Origin of the sequence: Cellvibrio sp. OA-2007, assembly GCF_000953825.1 — a bacterium.
In the GTDB taxonomy this organism is placed as follows: Bacteria; Pseudomonadota; Gammaproteobacteria; order Pseudomonadales; family Cellvibrionaceae; genus Cellvibrio.
Genome location: NZ_BBUL01000089.1, coordinates 176,721 through 196,806 on the forward strand (window position 1 = coordinate 176,721; position 20,086 = coordinate 196,806).

The 20,086-nt window shown below is 49.3% G+C and carries 11 protein-coding genes; 6 read left to right on the forward strand and 5 right to left on the reverse strand.

Features of this window, described 5'->3' with window-relative positions; all coding sequences use genetic code 11:
* Positions 1 to 30 precede the first annotated feature (30 nt).
* Together AWU77_RS10710 and dtd are read left to right on the forward strand one after the other, a co-directional pair.
* Complete coding sequence (locus AWU77_RS10710) at positions 31 to 1,224, forward strand: AraC family transcriptional regulator (RefSeq protein ID WP_062063145.1); 1,194 nt, start codon at positions 31 to 33, stop codon at positions 1,222 to 1,224.
* A 21-nt stretch (positions 1,225 to 1,245) separates the two neighbouring features.
* Positions 1,246 to 1,686 (forward strand): D-aminoacyl-tRNA deacylase, encoded by a 441-nt coding sequence (gene dtd / locus AWU77_RS10715; RefSeq protein ID WP_062063147.1) that lies wholly within the window; start codon positions 1,246 to 1,248, stop codon positions 1,684 to 1,686.
* 17 nt (positions 1,687 to 1,703) lie between these two features.
* On the opposite strand, the gene AWU77_RS10720 is transcribed toward dtd, so the two are convergent.
* The 5 genes from AWU77_RS10720 to ubiE all read right to left on the reverse strand — a co-directional run bounded on the left by AWU77_RS10720 (position 1,704) and on the right by ubiE (position 9,674).
* Complete coding sequence (locus AWU77_RS10720; protein ID WP_062063149.1) at positions 1,704 to 4,472, reverse strand: ATP-binding protein; 2,769 nt, start codon at positions 4,470 to 4,472, stop codon at positions 1,704 to 1,706.
* A 21-nt stretch (positions 4,473 to 4,493) separates the two neighbouring features.
* Positions 4,494 to 6,311: a bifunctional diguanylate cyclase/phosphodiesterase gene (locus AWU77_RS10725; protein ID WP_062063151.1), complete on the reverse strand. Its 1,818-nt coding sequence runs from the start codon at positions 6,309 to 6,311 to the stop codon at positions 4,494 to 4,496.
* Positions 6,312 to 6,471: 160 nt separating this feature from the next.
* A complete protein-coding gene (ubiB, locus tag AWU77_RS10730; RefSeq protein WP_062063153.1) occupies positions 6,472 to 8,130 on the reverse strand; it encodes a ubiquinone biosynthesis regulatory protein kinase UbiB in 1,659 nt (552 codons plus the stop codon).
* Between the two features lie 180 nt (positions 8,131 to 8,310).
* Positions 8,311 to 8,925 (reverse strand): SCP2 domain-containing protein, encoded by a 615-nt coding sequence (locus AWU77_RS10735; protein WP_062063155.1) that lies wholly within the window; start codon positions 8,923 to 8,925, stop codon positions 8,311 to 8,313.
* Positions 8,925 to 9,674 carry a bifunctional demethylmenaquinone methyltransferase/2-methoxy-6-polyprenyl-1,4-benzoquinol methylase UbiE gene (gene ubiE, locus AWU77_RS10740; protein WP_062063157.1) on the reverse strand — a complete coding sequence of 250 codons (750 nt, stop codon included), beginning with the start codon at positions 9,672 to 9,674 and terminating at the stop codon, positions 8,925 to 8,927. The genes AWU77_RS10735 and ubiE overlap by 1 nt, the downstream gene beginning before the upstream one ends.
* 205 nt (positions 9,675 to 9,879) lie before the next feature.
* Between ubiE and AWU77_RS10745 the strand changes: the two genes are divergently transcribed.
* The 4 genes from AWU77_RS10745 (at position 9,880) to AWU77_RS10760 (ending at position 19,934) form a co-directional block, all read left to right on the forward strand.
* Complete coding sequence (locus AWU77_RS10745) at positions 9,880 to 10,371, forward strand: hypothetical protein (RefSeq protein ID WP_062063159.1); 492 nt, start codon at positions 9,880 to 9,882, stop codon at positions 10,369 to 10,371.
* Positions 10,372 to 10,665: 294 nt separating this feature from the next.
* Positions 10,666 to 12,918, forward strand: a complete 2,253-nt coding sequence (locus AWU77_RS10750; protein WP_062063161.1) for an arginine/lysine/ornithine decarboxylase — start codon at positions 10,666 to 10,668, stop codon at positions 12,916 to 12,918.
* A gap of 170 nt (positions 12,919 to 13,088) precedes the next feature.
* Positions 13,089 to 14,129 (forward strand): YhcG family protein, encoded by a 1,041-nt coding sequence (locus AWU77_RS10755; protein ID WP_062063163.1) that lies wholly within the window; start codon positions 13,089 to 13,091, stop codon positions 14,127 to 14,129.
* A gap of 114 nt (positions 14,130 to 14,243) precedes the next feature.
* Positions 14,244 to 19,934, forward strand: a complete 5,691-nt coding sequence (locus AWU77_RS10760) for an alpha-2-macroglobulin (protein ID WP_062063165.1) — start codon at positions 14,244 to 14,246, stop codon at positions 19,932 to 19,934.
* Positions 19,935 to 20,086 lie beyond the last annotated feature (152 nt).

Here is a 20,086-nt window from a genome sequence, read left to right on the forward strand (position 1 = left end):
TGCCGTACAGCCGCAGCGGAGCAGTGAACTATGTATGACGTTATTTTTAACACTCACGATGTAGTCTTATTAATGACTGCCTATCAGTGCATCCTGTTTGCACTTCTGCTGCTCACCATTAAACGCGACAAATATATTCGCAATGTGTTTCTCGCTTTTTTCTTGCTGCAACAAGCTGCCATCCCGCTCGATATTTTAATCAGCTTCGGTGCTGCATTTCGTCACATCGCTATTGAATGGTCACCCGATTTATTTTATGTGTTTGGCTTTGGCTATTGGCTGGAAGGGCCATTATTACTTTGGTATACCCGCTCGCTGATTTACAAAGATTATCACCTGCGGATAAAAGACATTATTTATTTACTGCCGTTTATTGCCTATGCAGGCTATCAGCTGATTTTTTATTACAGCCTCGATGTGGGCGACAAAAAAACAATTCAGGAACAATACGATTTAGCTGTTGCGCCGCAAATTATGAATTATGTCACCCTGTTGCGTGAATTGTTTCGCGTGGCCTTAGGTGTTATTTGCTTGATCGAAATCAAACGCTACACCCAACATATACGCACCAATTTTTCTGATATCGACAAAATCGATTTAACCTGGTTAAAAATTCTGGTACTTGGATTCTTGGCAATTCGCTTTTGGGCCGTATTAGTTGCGGTGATGATTATATTGTCCATCAGTTTTGGCATAAGCACTAATTTTGAAATTATGGGCTTGGCGGGCAATTACATTACTTTCTTGCTGGTTAGCATTCTGATCTTTTTTGGCCTTGGTCACTCCAGTGTTTTTGAAGGGTTGGAGTTGCGCCCACCACAAGAGCCTGAACCCTCCAAAGATGAGCAGGAACCTGAAGAACAAAAAGATAAAATAAAACCGGAAATGATCGAGCAACTCTCGCGCCATATGGAGACAGAAAAACCTTATCTAACACCAGCATTAACTCTGGATAAACTTGCCAGCCAACTGCGCTTGCAACCGCGCCTGCTCTCCAACATTATCAACCGCCATTTTGAATGTAATTTTTTCGAATTTATTAATTCCTATCGTGTTGAAGAAGCCAAGCGCATGCTCGCGGACCAACAATACGCCGATAAAAATATGCTCGATATAATGCTCGATGTCGGTTTTAACAGCAAAGCTACGTTCAACACCTTATTCAAGAAAAAAGCAGGCATGACCCCGAGCGAATACCGCAAATCAGTCAAACCGGTTAACTAACTACTAATATCAGGCTTATTTATGTTGGGTTTAATTCAGCGCGTCAAACAGGCATCCGTTAAGGTCGAGGAAAAAGTTACCGGAGAGATAGAGCAAGGCATTTTATTACTGCTCGGCATTCAAAAAAATGACAGCGAAGAAACCGCCAACAAACTGATCGACAAAATCCTCGCTTATCGGATCTTTTCGGATGAACACAACAAGATGAATTGCAATGTGCAACAGATCGACGGTGGTATTCTAATCGTATCCCAATTCACCCTCGCCGCCGACACCAAAAAAGGCCTACGCCCCAGCTTCTCTTCCGCCGCACCACCCGCCCAAGCCGAAGCTCTATACAATTATTTTGTGGCGCAGATGCGCAGCAAACACCCTCAGATCGCAACCGGAATTTTTGCGGCAGATATGCAGGTGAGTTTAATCAATGATGGGCCGGTGACGTTTATGTTGGAGATGGAATAATTAAACGGAACACAATTTTAATCGGTAGACGCGACGTTTTGCTCCAACCAGCCTTTACTCAATGCCTCCACCTTTTCCAAATCATATACGCGTAGGGCGTGGGTTAATTGTAAATGGCGTTGTTTTCCTAGTTGGGCAGCATTTAATTCAGCGATGATTTTTTTACTGGCAGTCATATCGCCGCTTGCGGCTGTTGCCGCCAACTCCTGTAATAATGGTTTGATCTGTGTTAAATCGACATAGGTATCATCCGGCGGTTGGTCTTCTGTTGCAGGTTCAGCTTCGCCCTCAAAACTAATCTGCGCATGATGCTGCAAGGCTTTGAATACATCGTCAAAAGCGTAGGGCTTACCGATAAATTCCTGAAATCCCTGTGCAAGATAATAACTACGCTCATGCTCCAGACTGGACGCAGATACCGCCACTATCGGTGTATTGTTGTAATTAGGCAGCGCGCGCAAGCGGCGAAACATTTCCAAGCCATTTAAATAGGGCATGCGAATATCGGTAAACACTATATCGAACTGTTGCGCTTGGCACATAGCGAGCCCTTCGCGGCCATCGTGTGCGGCGTAAGTTTCGCAGCCAATTTGTTGTAATAGATCGACTAAAATTTCGCAGCTCGATTGATCGTCTTCTACTACTAATACTTTGCACTGGGTACCCAGTTGTAAGCGCTGATTTTGGTATTGTGTATCGCGCGAATCCAAGGTGACATTTTCACTGACCAAGGGCAAACGCAAATGTGCGAGAGTTCCCTGGCCGAGAATACTTGAGAGTTGCAAACTGCCACCCATGCCTTCCGCCAAGTGACGGGAAAGCGTGAGGCCAAGACCGGTTCCGCCGGCATCTTCACCTGCTTGCCCCTGTTTAAACGCGGCAAATAGTTGCGCCAGCTCTTCTTCGGAAATACCCGGGCCAGTATCGCCAATCACAAATTCCACTTCACCGGCAAGATACGCCACATACAAACTCACACTGCCTTGCGGAGTAAATTTAATCGCGTTGCCCAATAGGTTTAATAAAATCTGACCGATTTTTTGGCGGTCGCCTTTCACGATATAGGGGTCAGGCATATCGACTTGGGTGATTAAATTTAACCCTTTATTCTGCGCGCGCTCCGCCATTATCGCTTGAATATCGGCAACTTCCTGATGCAAATCAAAGTACTCTTTGCGCAGATTGAGCACACCCGATTCAATTTTAGACAGATCCAATACATCGTTAATCAAACCTAACAAACGCTGGCTTGCACTTAAAATTAATTGCAAACGCTCGCGCTGATTGCCGGTAAATTTTTCGTCGCGCATCAGCAATTGGGTATAACCCAATACTGCATTAAGTGGGGTGCGGATCTCATGGCTCATATTGGCGAGAAAGCGGCTTTTGGCACGGGTTGCTTCTTCAGCCGCTTCTTTTGCCAGCGACAATTGTTTTTCAGCATCTTTTTGTGCCGAAATATCGCGCCCGATTCCAAGAATTCCCACCGCATCGCCCTGCTCATCACGCACGGCAACTTTTAAGGTGTCGAGTAAATATTGCGTTTGATTATTGACACTGATTAATTGTTCGTAGCGATGCAACTCAGTTGTTTTTAATGCTTGTTGATCGTTATGACGAAAAAAATCCGCCAGCTCGCGTGCGACTAATTGATCTTCGGTTTTGCCAATAATATTTTCTTCTGTCTGCCCCAGCATATTGGCAAACGCTTTATTGCAACTGATATACACACCGTCAAGATTTTTAAACCAAACCGGGTCGGGAATATTATCGAGCAGGCTTCGCAGATGTTGCTCGCGCGCGCGCAATACGGTTTGCGACGATTGCAATTGCTCCTGCGCTTGCTGGCGCTGCACCACCTCATTGAGCAGCCAGTCATTCGCTTTGCGCAGCGCTTGGGTGTGCGATAAAACTTCATCTTCCAAGCGTTTTTGATTTTCGCGCAGCAATTCATCGTGCTGCTGGCGCGTGCGAATATAAGCGGTTAATAATCCAATCAAAGTCAATCCCAACGCCAAGGCTGACACTTGAATCCAACTGGGTTGATACCAAAGGCGTGGATCCAGTTGCGCGCCGAGTGTCATTTCATGGGCAGCCTTGGCCAGCCGCTGTGCTTCATTATGTTCGATATAACCCAGTGCCGAGACCAGAAAAAATACCAATCCAATGCCAGCACTCAACAAGAGGAACGCTTGTGCATGGGTGTTTTGACGTATGCGTGGAATTAACAACCAGGCCAGCAGTGAATTAAATACCAGCATGCCAATGCTGTCGCCCATCCACCAAAAGGCCCAGCTTTTTCCCAACTCAGCGGCAGACACTATGCCTACATAATGCAGCGTATAAATACCAACACCGGAAGAAATTACTGCGCAACAAAAAATACTAGCGATAAAAATTAATGTGCGGCGCAAATTAACCAGTAAATTGCTGCTCAACACCCCGCGATTAATACGTGCAATCAGCAGTGCCTGCAATACTGCAGCGCCGCCGATAACAGCAGCTGCGCCCCATGAGGTGTAACTGCGCCCGATAGTTTCATCAAAGTGCAGCCATTGGGTCGCCAGAAACGCGCCAATAAATACACCCGGCAATACACGCAAACCAAATAACAAAAAGCCAAATAATGCCAAACCAGCCGCAGGCCAAACCAGTGACACTTGCGAGGTCAGCGAACTCCAGGCCATGCCAAATTCGACCAATAAAAAATATGCCACTGCAAAACCCAGGTTCAGCAGTGGCAATTTAATTAAAAGATGCAGAGATTTACGAGAGAGTAGCGGCACGGATAATTTACCTTGTGCAGATTAGCTCAGGCATTTTTCCAGCGCCTGATAATTCATTTCTTCCGGGCGATGATGGTAATAACCCTGCCCCCAACTGACGCCAAGCTTATGCAATTGCGCGGCCACTTCTTCCGTTTCAACAAACTCGGCAATGACTTCTTTACCCAGTGACGTCGCCATTTCTGCAATGGATTTCACCATCGCAAAATGCGCCGGATCAGTATCCATATCGCGCACAAAAATACCGTCGATTTTTATCTTGTCGAATGCGAGTTGATGTAAATAAGCATAGGAAGCAAAACCGCTGCCAAAATCATCCAGCGCAAAATGGCAACCCAGTTCACGCAGGGTTTGCATAAATTGCCGTGCCGAATCGATATTAACAATGGCTTGGGTCTCGGTGATTTCAAAGCAGAATTTATGTGCGGGCAAATTCAGATTGCTAACTGTATTGATAATAAATTGTGCAAACTGCGGTTCACGAATCGAAATGGCTGACAAATTAATCGAAATCAAATCCAAGCGTTCTAACAAAGCGGGATGTTGGGCAAATAAATTCAGCGTGTGACCAATAATCCATTTGTCCAACTCAGGAATTAAATGCAGCCGCTCAGCTGGGCCGATAAACTCACCGGGCGAAATCATTCGCTGGTTGGGTGCATCCCACAAACGAATCAACACTTCCAGACGATACTGCGGCTGGGCAACACCGATACTCGCCGGTAGGAACTCAATCATCTGGAAATAAGCGCGGAACAACTGACTGTGTATCGCGTCCACCAAGCGTGAAGCCCAGTTAATATTGTCTTTGTGCAAATTGCTGCGTTTGGCCGCATCTTCATAACTGAAAATGCCGCCGCGTGCGTCGCGCTTGGCAACAAAAATTACCTCATCAGCGGCCAGCATCACCTGATCGTAACTCACCATAACGCGGGTGAGTGGCACTGTGGCAATCGATGCCGCCAATTTGAATTGGCGATCTTCCCACTGGAAATTAAATTGTTCCAAATGCTTCAAGATGGATTGCGCCAGTGCCAAACCTTTATCGCTTTCATCGCAAAAAGTGACTACCGCAAAACGGTCGCCGCCGAGCCGCGCAAAAAAATCATTGCGAGTTAAAAGCCCGGCGATGCTATCGGCAAACTGACGCAAGAGTTCATCACCCGCGATACAGCCACAGCTTTCATTAATCAAACGGAAACGGTCGATATCAATTAATAAAAATGAGGCGTTGATATCCTGTACTTGAATGCGTGCCAGCAGTTCTGAGACGTGAGCTTCAAGGGCGTTGCGGTTGTGTAGGCGGGTGACAAAATCGTGGGTGGCGAGGTAGTTGAGGCGGTCTTGCATATAGCGCCGCTCGTTAATTTCCTCGCGCAATTGGCGGTTGGCGATGGTCAGCTCCGCAGTGCGTTCGCGTACCTTACCTTCCAGTTCGCGGTTAAACGACTTCAGCTCCGCCAGCATCATTTGCCGCTCCAGCTGATGGCGCACCCGCGAGCGCACCTCGTCGGCATTGATCGGTTTGGTGATGTAGTCGGCGCCGCCGACACGAAAGCCCTGGCTGATATCGTCGGCGCGGGCGGTAACAAAAATAATCGGAATTTCGGTGGTGGCCAGTTCGGCCTTAAGGCGGGTGCAAACTTCAAAGCCGTTCATATCCGGCATCATTACATCGAGCAGGATTAAATCCGGCAGGCGCCGCGCCGCCAGCTCCAGCGCGCGTTCGCCCGATGTAGCCACAATCAATTGGCAATCCAAATCTTCCAGAATGCCACTGAGAACATCCAGATTTTCCGGAGTATCATCAACCAGCAGGATACGCGTCGAACTCGACATGACAATAAGGTCCTTAACTATTGTTGTCATCGGATAATAGCAGACCGGAAAAGAATAGCTACGCGCCGCTTATGAAGATTTGTTAGGGCAAATCAGAATGGAAGATATTAATGATTTAAGTGCCACAATACCCTTTGTAGCGGTGCCTAGAGATACCCTGCTATTTTCTAAACCAAAGCGCCACCATACCAATCGCGGCCAATACAATGGTCGAAGGCGATACATCGGTGATAAGCCAATCGCGCAATACCGCTGAGCCTTGGGTGTCTTGATAAAAGAAATAACCAGCTGCCGCAAAGGCGGCCAGTGCGATCAATTTACGCCGGCCGCGATGCTGCTGCAGATTGCGCTGCGCCATATCGGATTCCAACGCATCGAGTTTTTGTGCAATCAGTGGTAATTGCTGCAAGCTGTTGAAAATCAGATCCGGCACCTGCGGGAATTTTTCCATCCACTCGGGCGCGTAGCGTTTGAGTTCACCCCACAAGGATTTGGGGTGGAAACGATTTTTCAGCCAGCGCTCCAAAAACGGGTGGGCGGTCGCCCACAAATCCAAGTCGGGGTACAACTGGCGGCCAAGGCCTTCAATATTGAGCAAAGTTTTTTGCAGCAATACTAATTGCGGCTGCACTTCCATATCAAACCGGCGCGCGGTGCGGAATAAACTCAGCAGCACATTGGCGAAGGAAATTTCTTTCAACGGTTTTTCAAAAATCGGTTCGCATACGGTGCGAATCGCCGCTTCTAATTCCTCTACGCGAACAGTGTTCGGCACCCAACCACTTTGCACATGCAACTCGGCCACCTGGCGATAATCGCGGCGGAACATGGCGAGCAGGTTGCGCGCTAAATAGTATTGGTCTTCGCGGGTGAGTGAACCAACAATCGCCATATCCACCGCAATGTACTGCGGCAATTGCGGATTTTTAGTCGCGACAAAAATATTGCCCGGGTGCATATCGGCGTGGAAAAAATTGTGCTCAAACACTTGGGTGAAAAAAATCTCTACCCCGCGCTCGGCCAGTTTTTTCAAATCAGTATTTTGCGCATTAAGTGCGGCCATATTGGTGACGGGAATACCGTAGATACGCTCCATCACCAATACATTGCTGCGAGTGTAATCCCAATGAATTTCCGGCACATAGAGCAGTGACGAATTTAAGAAGTTGCGGCGCAATTGTGATGCGTTGGCAGCTTCGCGCTGCAGATCTAACTCATCAAAAATGGTCGTGCGATAATCCTCAACTATTTCGACCGGATGCAAGCGCTTGCCATCGAGCGTATTGTTTTCCACCCAGCGCGCCACCAACAACAAGAGCTCAACATCCTGCGCGATAATTTTTTCGATGCCGGGGCGAATGACTTTAATGACTACGTCGCGGCCATCTTTTAATACGGCGGTGTGAACTTGCGCTACTGAGGCCGACGCCAGCGGCGCATGTTCGTAGCTTGCAAAAATATCGCCGACCTTGGCGCCCAGTGAGCTTTCCACAATAGCCAGGAATTCTTCATTGGCAAAAGGCGCCACCTTATCTTGCAGGTAGTTCAACTCCTGCACTATATCCTCGGGGATTAAATCCGGGCGGGTGGACAGCAGCTGACCAAATTTTACAAAGATGGGACCGAGATCTTCACAGGCGCGGCGCAGGCATTCACCGCGCGACATTTTTTCACCCGTGGCTGTACGGGGCTGCGGAAACAACTTAAAGAAAAACAACAATGCGCGCGCCGCAAAAGGAATATTGGCAGGCAGCAATTGATCCAAGCGATAACGGGCAAAGACCCGCAGGATTTTTAATAAACGGAAGAACACGATCACAAATAATATTCTCTTTTTTTGCTCTATCGTAGGTTGGCGGTGAGGAACGAACCCCAACATGACTTATTCGCACACTACGACAAATTCCTTTCGTGACGCGAATGGGATTGGATATTTAAAGTGATTAATCGGCGTTGCTTTGTTGGGGTTCGTTCCCCAGCCTACGCGGCCCGCCCAAACCTAGGGTTTCCGCTCCGCGATGAGTTTTTCAACACGCGCGGCGGCGCGATCTACTGCCAAACGCACGTCATCCACTTGGCGATAAAAATCTTCCAACTCGGGTTTGCCCGGCAGGGTTTTTAATTCTTCGGTCAGGAATTCGCTGGTGAGCCGCTGGGCGCTTTGGGCGCGATCTTTCATCCAGCCGAATTTGGCGCGAATCACTTGTGCCGCCTGGTGGCCGATAATATCGCCGGTGAATTGGCTGAGCATTTCTTCCCAGTCGATATCGAGATTTTTCAGCAAGCGCTGCAAATCGGCGAGCAGAGTTAAATCGCCCATCACCGTTACACCGCTGTCTTTTAAGTTATGCACTTCTTTTTGCCCAAGCTGCGCCAAGGCCAACAGCGAGCCGGTGATGCGGGTATCCACATCGCCCTCCCAATTACCCATCAAACGCAGCTCATCGTCCATCGGCATCACAAATACAGTGATGGCGGGCGCAGTGATCTGCAGCGCGAGAATTTTGCCTTCCAACTGCGCAAGACCTATGCGCGTGGCTGGGTCATAGCGCAGCGCGGTGTTGAGCATTTTTTCCGCGCTGGCAAGGGCGGCAAGGGCGAAAGTGTTGGCCATTAAGGTTTGATGCCTTTGTGCAGCGCGACTATGCCGCCGGTCATATTGTGGAACTCGGTGCGCACAAAACCGGCGTTGTCCATCATGTCTTTTAAGGTTTGCTGATCGGGGTGCATGCGAATCGATTCGGCGAGGTAGCGGTAGCTCTCGGCATCGTTAGTCACCAGCTTGCCCATAAACGGCAGCACTTTAAAGGAATAGGTGTCGTAAATTTTGCTTAGGATTTCGCTCTGCGGTTTGGAGAACTCCAGCACCAACAAACGCCCGCCCGGTTTTAATACGCGCTGCATGGAGCGCAGGGCGAGATCTTTGTCGGTCACATTGCGCAGGCCAAAGGCGATGGTGATGCAATCGAAGGTATTGTCGGGAAACGGCAGAAATTGCGCATCGCACTGGGCGAAATTGATATTGCCGGCAATGCCGCGATCAGTCAGGCGGTCGCGACCTACACCGAGCATGGAGGCGTTGATATCGGCCAACACCACTTGTCCGTTGGCGCCAACCAGCTTGGCGAACTGATAACTTAAGTCGCCGGTGCCGCCGGCTATATCCAGCACCTTGTGCCCGGCGCGCACACCAGAGGCTTCAATAGTGAAACGCTTCCACAGGCGATGTACGCCCCCCGACATCAAATCATTCATCACATCGTATTTGGCGGCGACTGAGTGAAAGACCTCGGCCACACGTTCGGCTTTTTCTTCAACCGGAACTTCTTGAAAGCCAAAGTGGGTGGTTTTTTTATCGTTCATAGTGGAATCCAAAGGCTGGCAACCCAAGCGGGCGGGGTGGCCGCATTGTACTGACATTGAGCAGCTATTGCACCGCTGCACAGACACTGAAAGCCTGTCTGCAGGCCAACGGAAAATTTTGGTAGTTTTTCGAACCTCATTGCGTAAAATCCCCACCGCTACAGATAACCCTCATTTTCAACTGTGCGGAAGGAAGAACACACTTATGCGCGGCATTGGTTTTATTATCGCGTGCCTTTTTTTAACAACGGCCTGCCAAGCAAACAGCCTTAAACCTTTTACCACCGATGGCTGTTCGCTGTGGATTGACGGCACGCCAGAGCAGCCTAACCTCTGGCGCCACTGCTGTGTTGCCCACGATCTGGACTATTGGAAAGGCGGCAGCGAAGCTCAGCGCAAAGCGTCCGATGAGCGCATTCAAGCCTGTGTCAAAGAAGCACAAGGTTCCGGCATGGCCAATTACATTTATACCAATGTGCGCTGGGGCGGCAGCCCTTATTGGATGAACAATTACCGCTGGGGTTATGGTTGGGATTATTTCGATGGTGTTTGGCCGCGCGGCTATAAAGTGCCCACAGCGCAAGAACAGCAGCTGATCGATAAAGCCATGCCCGCCGCACTCAAGGTGATAGCCGAGGATGCGATTCTAAATCCAGCCAAGCCTGCACCCGATAAGAACGCACCTGCAACAGAGTAATCTGCACCAATTGACTTCTGATTGTCATAAATGGGTGTTTGAATCTGCCCAAGTGGATTACAATCGCCGCCTCAGTTGCACTGGTTTGGAGCTAAGCTAACTACCGGTGAGTGTACGGCCAAATGGCTCCAAATCGCGTCCGGTTTTCCTCGGCTTGCCCCTCAGGTAGGCTGGCCGGACGATGCGCCACGCAACCAGCCCAGCAATACCTTACAAGTAATACCTAACAAGCAGCACCCAGAGGCGTCACGCCAGCAAGTGAAACTCCAGCACTACACCTTTTATGGAGACTCCATGAAATTTCGCTTTCCCATCGTCATCATCGACGAAGACTTTCGCTCCGAGAACACCTCGGGTTTAGGCATACGCGCCCTTGCGGACGCTATCGAAAAAGAAAGCTGGGAGGTAGTTGGTGTTACCAGCTACGGTGACCTGTCGCAATTCGCGCAGCAGCAATCGCGCGCCTCTGCGTTTATTTTGTCGATTGACGATGAAGAGTTCGGCAGCGGTTCGCTTGAAGAGACCGACCACGCACTCAAATCTCTGCGCGCCTTTGTGGAAGAGATTCGCTACAAAAACGCCGACATCCCGATTTATTTGTACGGTGAAACCCGCACCTCGCGCCATATTCCCAACAATATTTTGCGCGAGCTGCACGGTTTCATTCACATGTTCGAGGATACGCCCGAATTCGTGGCGCGCCATATTATCCGCGAAGCCAAATCTTACCTCGATGGCTTGGCACCGCCGTTTTTCCGCGCCCTGGTGCACTACGCGCAGGACGGCTCCTACTCCTGGCACTGCCCCGGTCACTCCGGTGGCGTGGCCTTTTTGAAATCGCCTATCGGCCAGATGTTCCACCAATTCTTTGGCGAGAATATGCTGCGCGCCGACGTGTGTAACGCGGTGGAAGAACTCGGCCAGTTGCTCGACCACACCGGCCCTATCGCCGCGTCTGAACGCAATGCCGCGCGTATTTTCAACGCCGACCACTGCTACTTTGTGACCAACGGTACTTCCACATCCAACAAAATGGTGTGGCACTCCACCGTGGCGCCGGGCGATATCGTTGTGGTTGACCGCAACTGCCATAAATCGATTCTGCACTCGATCATCATGACCGGTGCGATTCCCGTGTTCCTCATGCCAACGCGCAACAACCTCGGCATTATCGGGCCGATTCCGCTGGAAGAGTTCACCCCGGAGAGCATCGCCCGCAAGATCGAAGCTAACCCCTTCGCGCGCGAAGCCAAAAACAAAAAGCCACGTATCCTCACCATCACCCAATCCACCTACGATGGTGTGGTGTACAACGTTGAGACCTTGAAAAATATGCTCGACGGCAAAATCGATACGCTCCATTTCGATGAGGCCTGGCTGCCGCACGCCACTTTCCACGAGTTCTATAAAGACATGCACGCGATTGGCAAAGATCGCCCGCGCGCGAAAGAGTCGATGATTTTCTCTACCCAGTCCACACACAAACTGCTCGCGGGTTTATCGCAAGCATCACAAGTCTTGGTGCGTGAATCGGAGAAAGTGAAGCTGGATCAGGATGCGTTCAACGAAGCCTATCTGATGCACACCTCCACTTCGCCGCAGTACTCAATTATCGCGTCTTGCGATATAGCCGCGGCCATGATGGAAGCACCCGGTGGTCATGCGCTGGTAGAAGAATCCATTTTTGAAGCGCTGGATTTCCGCCGCGCGATGAAAAAAGTCGACGAAGAGTGGGGTCAAGATTGGTGGTTCCAGGTTTGGGGGCCAGATGAGTTTGCCGAAGAAGGCATTGGCACCCGCGACGACTGGATACTGCGCAGCGACGACAACTGGCATGGCTTCGGCAAACTTGCGCCGAACTTCAACATGCTCGACCCGATCAAAGCCACCATCGTCAACCCCGGCCTGCGCGTAAATGGCCAGTTCGATGAAACCGGTATTCCGGCGTCGATTGTGACCAAATACCTCGCCGAAAACGGCGTAATCATCGAGAAGTGCGGCCTCTATTCTTTCTTCATCATGTTCACCATCGGCATCACCAAAGGCCGCTGGAATACCTTGGTAGCAGCGTTGCAACAATTTAAAGATGACTACGACAAAAACCAGCCGATGTGGCGCATCATGCCGGAATTCGCACAAGCGAATCCGCGCTACGAGCGTATGGGTCTGCGCGATTTGTGCCAGCAAATTCATGATTTCTACAAAGCTTACGATGTTGCACGCCTAACAACCGAAATGTATTTGTCCGATATGCAACCGGCGATGAAGCCGTCTGATGCCTTTGCCAAAATGGCGCACCGCGAAATCGAGCGTGTACCTATCGATCAACTCGAAGGCCGCATCACCTCGATTTTGTTAACACCTTATCCGCCAGGTATTCCACTGTTGATTCCAGGTGAGCGCTTTAACAAAACCATCGTCGATTATTTGAAATTCGCGCGCGACTTCAACGAGAAGTTCCCCGGCTTTGAAACCGACGTACACGGCTTGGTAAAACGGGAAGTGAATGGCAAAAAAGATTATTACGTTGACTGTGTAAAGCAATAAAACCGCAAATTTCTTGCTGACTCGATGGCGAATGTGTGAAAAACACCTTCGCCATTTTTTCATAAAAACGCCAAACTCTAGCAAGGCACAAGCACACATAGATTAAGAGGAAGGCTGGATGATAAACGCGAGAAAAAACACTATCGCCAAGCGCTCAAGGATGCACTGAAATGACCGATCAACCCATCTCCCTAACCCCCGCACCTACCGGCTACACCGATTGGCTGATTGAGCTGAAATCCCGTATCCACAGCGCCCAGCAGGGCGCTGCGCTGGCAGTCAATCGCGAATTGGTTTTACTGTACTGGCAGATCGGGCGTGATATTTTGGTGCGGCAGGCAGAACAGGGCTGGGGAGCCAAGGTGATTGAGCGTTTGGCGCATGATTTACGCGCGGCCTTTCCAGAGATGAAAGGGTTTTCGCCGCGCAATCTCAAATACATGCGTGCCTTTGCCGAAGCTTGGCCGGAAGCTGAATTTGTGCAAGCGGTGCTTGCACAATTGCCTTGGTACCACCAGTTGGCTCTGCTGGACAAATTATCCAGCTCAACTGAGCGGGGTTGGTATGCCGCTAAAGCCATAGAACACAACTGGTCGCGCAATGTGTTAGTAATGCAAATCGAAACCCGCTTGCACGAGCGGAACGGCACAGCCGTAACAAACTTCGAAACCAGCTTACCCAAACCTCAGTCTGATCTCGCGCTTGAATCCCTAAAAGACCCCTACCGCTTCGATTTTTTGGGGCTGACCGAGGAAGCGCAAGAACGGGATGTCGAGCAGAGACTGGTGAAACACGTCACCGAATTTTTATTGGAACTGGGCGCAGGTTTTGCGTTTGTCGGACGACAAGTGCTGCTGGATGTGGGCGGCGATGAGTTTTTCATCGACTTACTGTTTTATCACCTCAAGCTGCGCTGCTATGTGGTGATTGAACTCAAGGGCGGCAAGTTCAAACCCGAACATCTGGGTCAACTTGGGTTTTACCTCACTGCTGTGGATCGCCAGATCAAAAGTGAACAGGACAACCCGACGATTGGCCTGTTGCTGTGCAAGAGCAAAAATAAAATTGTGGCTGAATATGCATTGAGCGACAAAACTCAGCCCATGGGCATTGCCGAGTACAAATTGCTTGAATCACTGCCCGCCGAATTACAAACCAGCCTGCCCAGTATTGAACAGATCGAAAACGAACTAGGTGGTATCGAATTATGAGTAAAGCTGTTCGCTATCGACCAGCATTTGAAGCACCTGGCGACAAAGAAACTCATTAAAGCCACTCCGGCTGAAACAATTTCAAAACCAATCACAACCAAACAGGGAAATAATATGCGTGTTCATTGGTCTTCATGGTGTGCCATTGCATTGTTGAGTTTATTGCTCGGCGGCTGCGACAAATCCACCCCCGAGCAAGAAACCACACCCGCTACCGAGGCGGTAGAAAAAGCGGATGTTATTGCACCCAGCTGGGAGGCGCATATTGCGGATTACCCCAAGCGCTGGATTGCCGCTGAAGCACCTATGTACATTCGTTTTACCCACCCGGTCATTAGCGCCGCCGAAGTGAATACCGCGTTTGACCCCAAACAGATTTCACTCGATACCAAAACACCAGTAAACCTCACTTTTACCTCCACCACTGAATTGCGCATAGCGCCGATTGAGCGGTTACCCAACGATACAAAAATTCGTATTCGTCTGCGCGCCAAAGGCCTGGAGGGAATAGAAGACTCGCTCGACGATTTTGAATTTACCGTGCGCACCATCAAACAGGATTTTGATTTGCGCGTGAACAGCTTGAGCGTGCAGGAAGATGATGAAGACCTGATGCAACTCAGCGGCGCCATCACAACAGCTGACACAGTCAATTTGGATGCGGTAAAAAAAGTGTTAAGCATTCAAGTCAATGGCGATGCCACCAATGCAGTTTGGACACAAGAGCTGGACGGCAAAACCCATTCGTTTTTAGTTACCGATATTCAGCGCGGTGATACAACCGGCAATATTCATTTGCAGTGGGATGGCGCTGCGCTGGGTTCAACCGATAAAGGCGCGCGGGATTTGGAAATTCCCGCGCAAAAAGCGTTTCAAATTACCGGCGTGCAAGTCATTCGCAAACCCAATACCGCGATTGAAATTCAATTTTCCGATGAGCTCGACAGTACCCAAAATCTCAGCGGCTTGGTGACCCTCGCCGGTAAAACCGTCAATGCGGTGGTAGACGGCAGCGTGCTGCGCTACACCCCGGAAGAATTGGATTCCGGCGAATTGGAATTAGTAGTCAGCGGCAGTGTCAACAGCAAAAAATACAAAAGCCTCGGCAATGATTACCAACAAAAAATCGTGCTGAATTTAGTAAAACCATTAGTACGTTTTGTCGGCAACACATCAATTCTGCCACCGGCCAGCCAAATTTCTGTGCCCTTTGAAGCAGCAGGGGTGGATTCAGTACAAGTCATCGCCTTTAAAGTATTTGCCAATAATGTCGGCCAATATTTACAGGATTATCAACTCACCGCCGCAACCGCTGCAGAAGATACCGGGCGTTATTTGTGGCGCAAAACCTATCGCCTACCGGAAATTCCTCGCGGCGGTGTTGAGCGTTTTAATTTGGATTTGTCGGAATTAATGGCGCAGCATCCCGACGGATTGATTCGTTTGGAATTGCGTATCGACCGCAGCAATTCTATTTACACTTGTGAGCAGCCGCGCCCCACTGAACCTGTCGCAAAAATGCCCGAAAGTTCCGACGGCGAAAATTATTACGACCGTGTTGAAGAACCGGCTTGGTATCAACAATATTATCAATCGCGCGGTTATTACAACTACAGCGAGCGCAATAATCCCTGCGACGATACCTATTATTACTACGGCGATGAAGTTGCCTCGGCGCGCAATTTTCTGGTGTCCAATATTGGTTTAATGGCCAAACGTGGCGATGGCAATCAGCTGCATGTGATCAGCACCGAACTCAGCAGCGCCCAACCCATGAGCGGAACTGAGATCACCGCGTACAATTATCAACGCCAACCGATTGGCCAAGGCACCACTGATAATTACGGCATGGTACAAATCACTACCGACGGTGTGCCGTTTTATGTGGAGGCGCGCAAGGGCAAACAAATTGGTTACTTGCGTGTGCGCACCAGCGAAGCCTTGCCTACTAATCAATTTGATGTGAGCGGTGAACATATCAAAGGTGGCTTAAAAGGTTTTCTCTACGGCGAGCGCGATGTGTGGCGCCCGGGCGACGATATTTTTCTCACCTTTATCTTGGAAGATAAAACCCAACAGCTACCGGCGAATCACCCGGTCACTTTGGATTTGTTTGACCCGAGCGGCAAAAAAGTTGTCAGCCAAACCAATGTGCAACCGGTTAATGATTTTTATACGTTTAACTTAAAAACCGAAGAAACTGCGCCGACCGGAAATTATCGCGCCGTGGTACATGTGGGCAATCGCTACTTCGATCAACTATTAAAAATCGAAATGGTGGTGCCCAATCGCATCAAGGTAGATTTAACTCCCGCCGAAACACCGCTGCGCATTGGCAATATGCCAACGCAAGTCACGCTCTTTGCACAATGGTTGCAGGGCGCAACGGCCAAAAATTTAAAAGCCGATTCCGAATTAAAATTGAGTTCACGCAAATCCGTGTTTGCCGGTTTTGAACAATTTAATTTTGACGACCCGGTGCGCAGTTTTTCTGGCAGCACACAAAAAGTATTTGATGGAAAATTAGATGAAACCGGCAACGCCAGTTTCCCCGTCAATGTGAGTTTGTCATCGCCCCCGCCGGGCAAACTGACTGCATCTTTTATGACCCGCGTGTTTGAAGAGAGCGGCAACTTCAGCACAATTTTGCGCCCATACGAATTGCTGCCGTTTGACAGTTGGGTCGGCATTAATATTCCCAAGGGCAGTGGCTATATGGATGCGATTAGCCGCGACGAAGATCACCCGGTACTTATTCAAACTTTAAATAACCAAGGTAAAGCCGAAGCGCAACGCACCGTTGAAGTGAGTGTGTATGCAATCGGCTGGCGCTGGTGGTGGGATGAAGAGAGTGAAAACCTCGCGGAATATTTTAGTAACTCATCGCATCGCGCAGTAACCACCGAAACTTTGGTGAGCGATAACAATGGCCGCATCAATTGGAAACTGGAAAAAAATCAATACGATTGGGGTCGCCATATTATTCGTGTGTGTGATCTGGATGCGGGTGAAGAGGGTCACTGCGCTGGCGAAGTGGTTTATTTAGGCTGGAGTTATAACTCATCGGCCAATGCCGATTCCGCCACCCAATTAATGCTCTCCACCGACAAAGAAAAATACAGCGTTGGCGATATTGCCAAAGTACGTTTACCCAAGGCGCGTGAAGGTCGCATTTTATTAAGTATTGAAAATGGCAGCCAGGTATTGGAATCGCGCTGGTTGGATTTGCAACCGGGTCAAACTGAAATAGATATTCCCGTCACCCAAGCCATGGCACCGAATGTTTATGCAAACGTCGCCTTGTTATTGCCGCATCAAGAACGTGTTGCCGATGCACCGATGCGTTTGTACGGCATAGTGCCACTGCTGGTAGAAGACCCTGCCACACGTTTAATTCCACAATTAGATGTGCCGGAAAAAGTGCGCCCCGAATCTGAATTTGTAATTAAAGTCAGCGAACAAAATCAACGCGCGATGACTTATACCTTGGCGATGGTGGATGAAGGTCTGCTCGGCCTCACCAATTTCCATGCGCCGGATGCACACGATTATTTTTACAAACGCGAAGCACTCGGTGTGCGCACCTGGGATTTATTTGACCAAGTAGTTGGTGGTTACGGTGCGTCACTCGAACGCGTATTGGCCATCGGTGGTTCCGATGCCGCGCTGGAAGCAGAGCGCAAACGCCGCGAGCGCCGTTTTCCACCAGTAGTAAAATTCCTCGGTGCCTTTGAATTAAAAGCCGGTGAAACTCGCGAACATAAAATTACCTTGCCGCCTTATATGGGCGCGGTGCGGGTTATGCTGGTCAGTGGCGATACCGCCTCCCTTTCGCAACAGCAAGCGAGTAAAAAGAAAACCGAAGCGATTAGTGCCTACGGCAGCATTGAAAAAACTGTCACGGTCACACAACCAGTCACACTCTTTGCCACCTTGCCCCGTGTACTCGGCCCGGGTGAATCAGTGAATTTACCGGTGAATGTATTTGTCAGCGAAGCCAATATTCGCGATGTGGAAATTTCTGTTGAAGCCAATGACATTTTCACCGTAGAAAAAGGCAGTGCCACACTGAGTTTTAATGAGCCGGGTGATGCCATCGCGAGTTTACAACTCAAAGTGAATGATCGCATCGGCAAAGGCCATGTAAAAATTACTGCGCGCTCTGGCAACGAGTCTGCCACGCAAGAAATTTACATCGACTCACGCGCTGCAAACCCACCAACTACGGTTTGGGAATCCAAATTATTGCAACCGGGCGAGACCTGGAAATCAACGCTGCAACAAAACGGCATGATCGGCACCAACCAAGCGAGCCTTGAAGTCAGCACACTACCGCCGCTCAACCTTGAACAGCGTTTGGAATATTTAATCGGTTATCCGCACGGTTGTATTGAGCAAACAACTTCCGCTGTTTTCCCGCAATTGCGTTTGGCAAAACTGGTGAATTTAACTGAATCACAACAGGTGGAAATTGAAAACAATATTAAAGCCGGCATTAAACGCCTGAGCAGTTTCCAACACGCCAGCGGTGGTTTTTCTTACTGGCCGGGTGATGGTTATGTGAATGAGTGGGCATCGAGTTACGCCGGACATTTTTTATTGGAAGCAAAACGCGCTGGTTATTCCGTGCCAAAAACCTTGCTCAATAATTGGATCAAGTATCAGGCAAGCGCAGCGCGAAATCCGCAAATTAACGGCAACTATTACGACGAAGTGGTATTGGCCTATCGCCTCTATACACTTGCACTGGCAGATAAAGCCGAGTTACCTGCGATGAACCGTTTGCGCGAAACCATGAAAAACAATGCCAATAACAAATGGCAAGATTACCGCATGCCCGCGCGCTGGTTACTCGCTATGGCCTATCAACATGTGGGTTTAAAGGATGCCGCGCAAGATGTGCTGGGTGAAATCTCCAACAGCGTGCCGGTTTATGCCGATGCCGGTTATACCTACGGCTCGGATATGCGCGACCGAGGTTTGTTGCTTGCAACATTAGTTAGCGTCAATGCCGATAAAGATTTGACCTGGCAAGTAGCGGAACAAGTTGCCAAAGATTTATCCGGCGAAGGTTGGTATTCCACCCAAAGTATCGCGTGGGCGCTATTGGCCATGAGTGAATTTTCGGCAGCAAATGTGAGCAGCAACGGAGTGAAATTCGCCTACTCGCAATCAGGCGGACAAGCCGGTGAAAATACTTGGCTGACACAATCCAGCAACAACGCATTTTTCCGCACTGCGATTAATAATCCGCAAGTTAGTGTGCGTAACGATCACGACAAACCTATCCGCGTATTAGTAAGCAATCGCGGCATTCCTGCCAACTTATTGGAAGAGCCAAGCAATGATGGTTTAACGATGCAAGTGGATTTTTTAACGCTGGATAACAAACGAATCAGCGTTGAACAATTACCCCAAGGGCAAGATTTTGTTGCAGAAGTCACCATCACCGGCGAGTTCGATAAATTGCTCACCCGCAATATCGAAAACATCGCACTCACTGCCGTAGTGCCGAGCGGTTGGCAAATCCGCAACGAACGCCTCGAAGGCGCCCAAATGCCCAAAGGTATCGACTACATGGACATCCGCGACGACCGCGTACTCGCCTACTTCAGTTTGTGGCGCGATTACTATTGGAACTACCGCTACCAAGACCGCAACCAAACCAGCGTCACGCTACGCATAATTTTAAATGCGAGTTATGCCGGTAAATTTTATTTACCCGGCTGGCATACCAGTGCTATGTACAATGAAAAAATACATGCGAAGACTAAGGGGTATTGGGTTGAGGTTGTAACAAAATAGATCGTTATTAATTTAAAAAACATGTTGCGGTTCGTTCCTCACCAGCAACCTACAAGGTGCTTCGTAGGTTGCTGGTGAGGAACGAACCGCAACACATTTTACCCATCATCAATCCACTTGTGGCAAAAATTCAAAGCTTGGCAGATATCCAC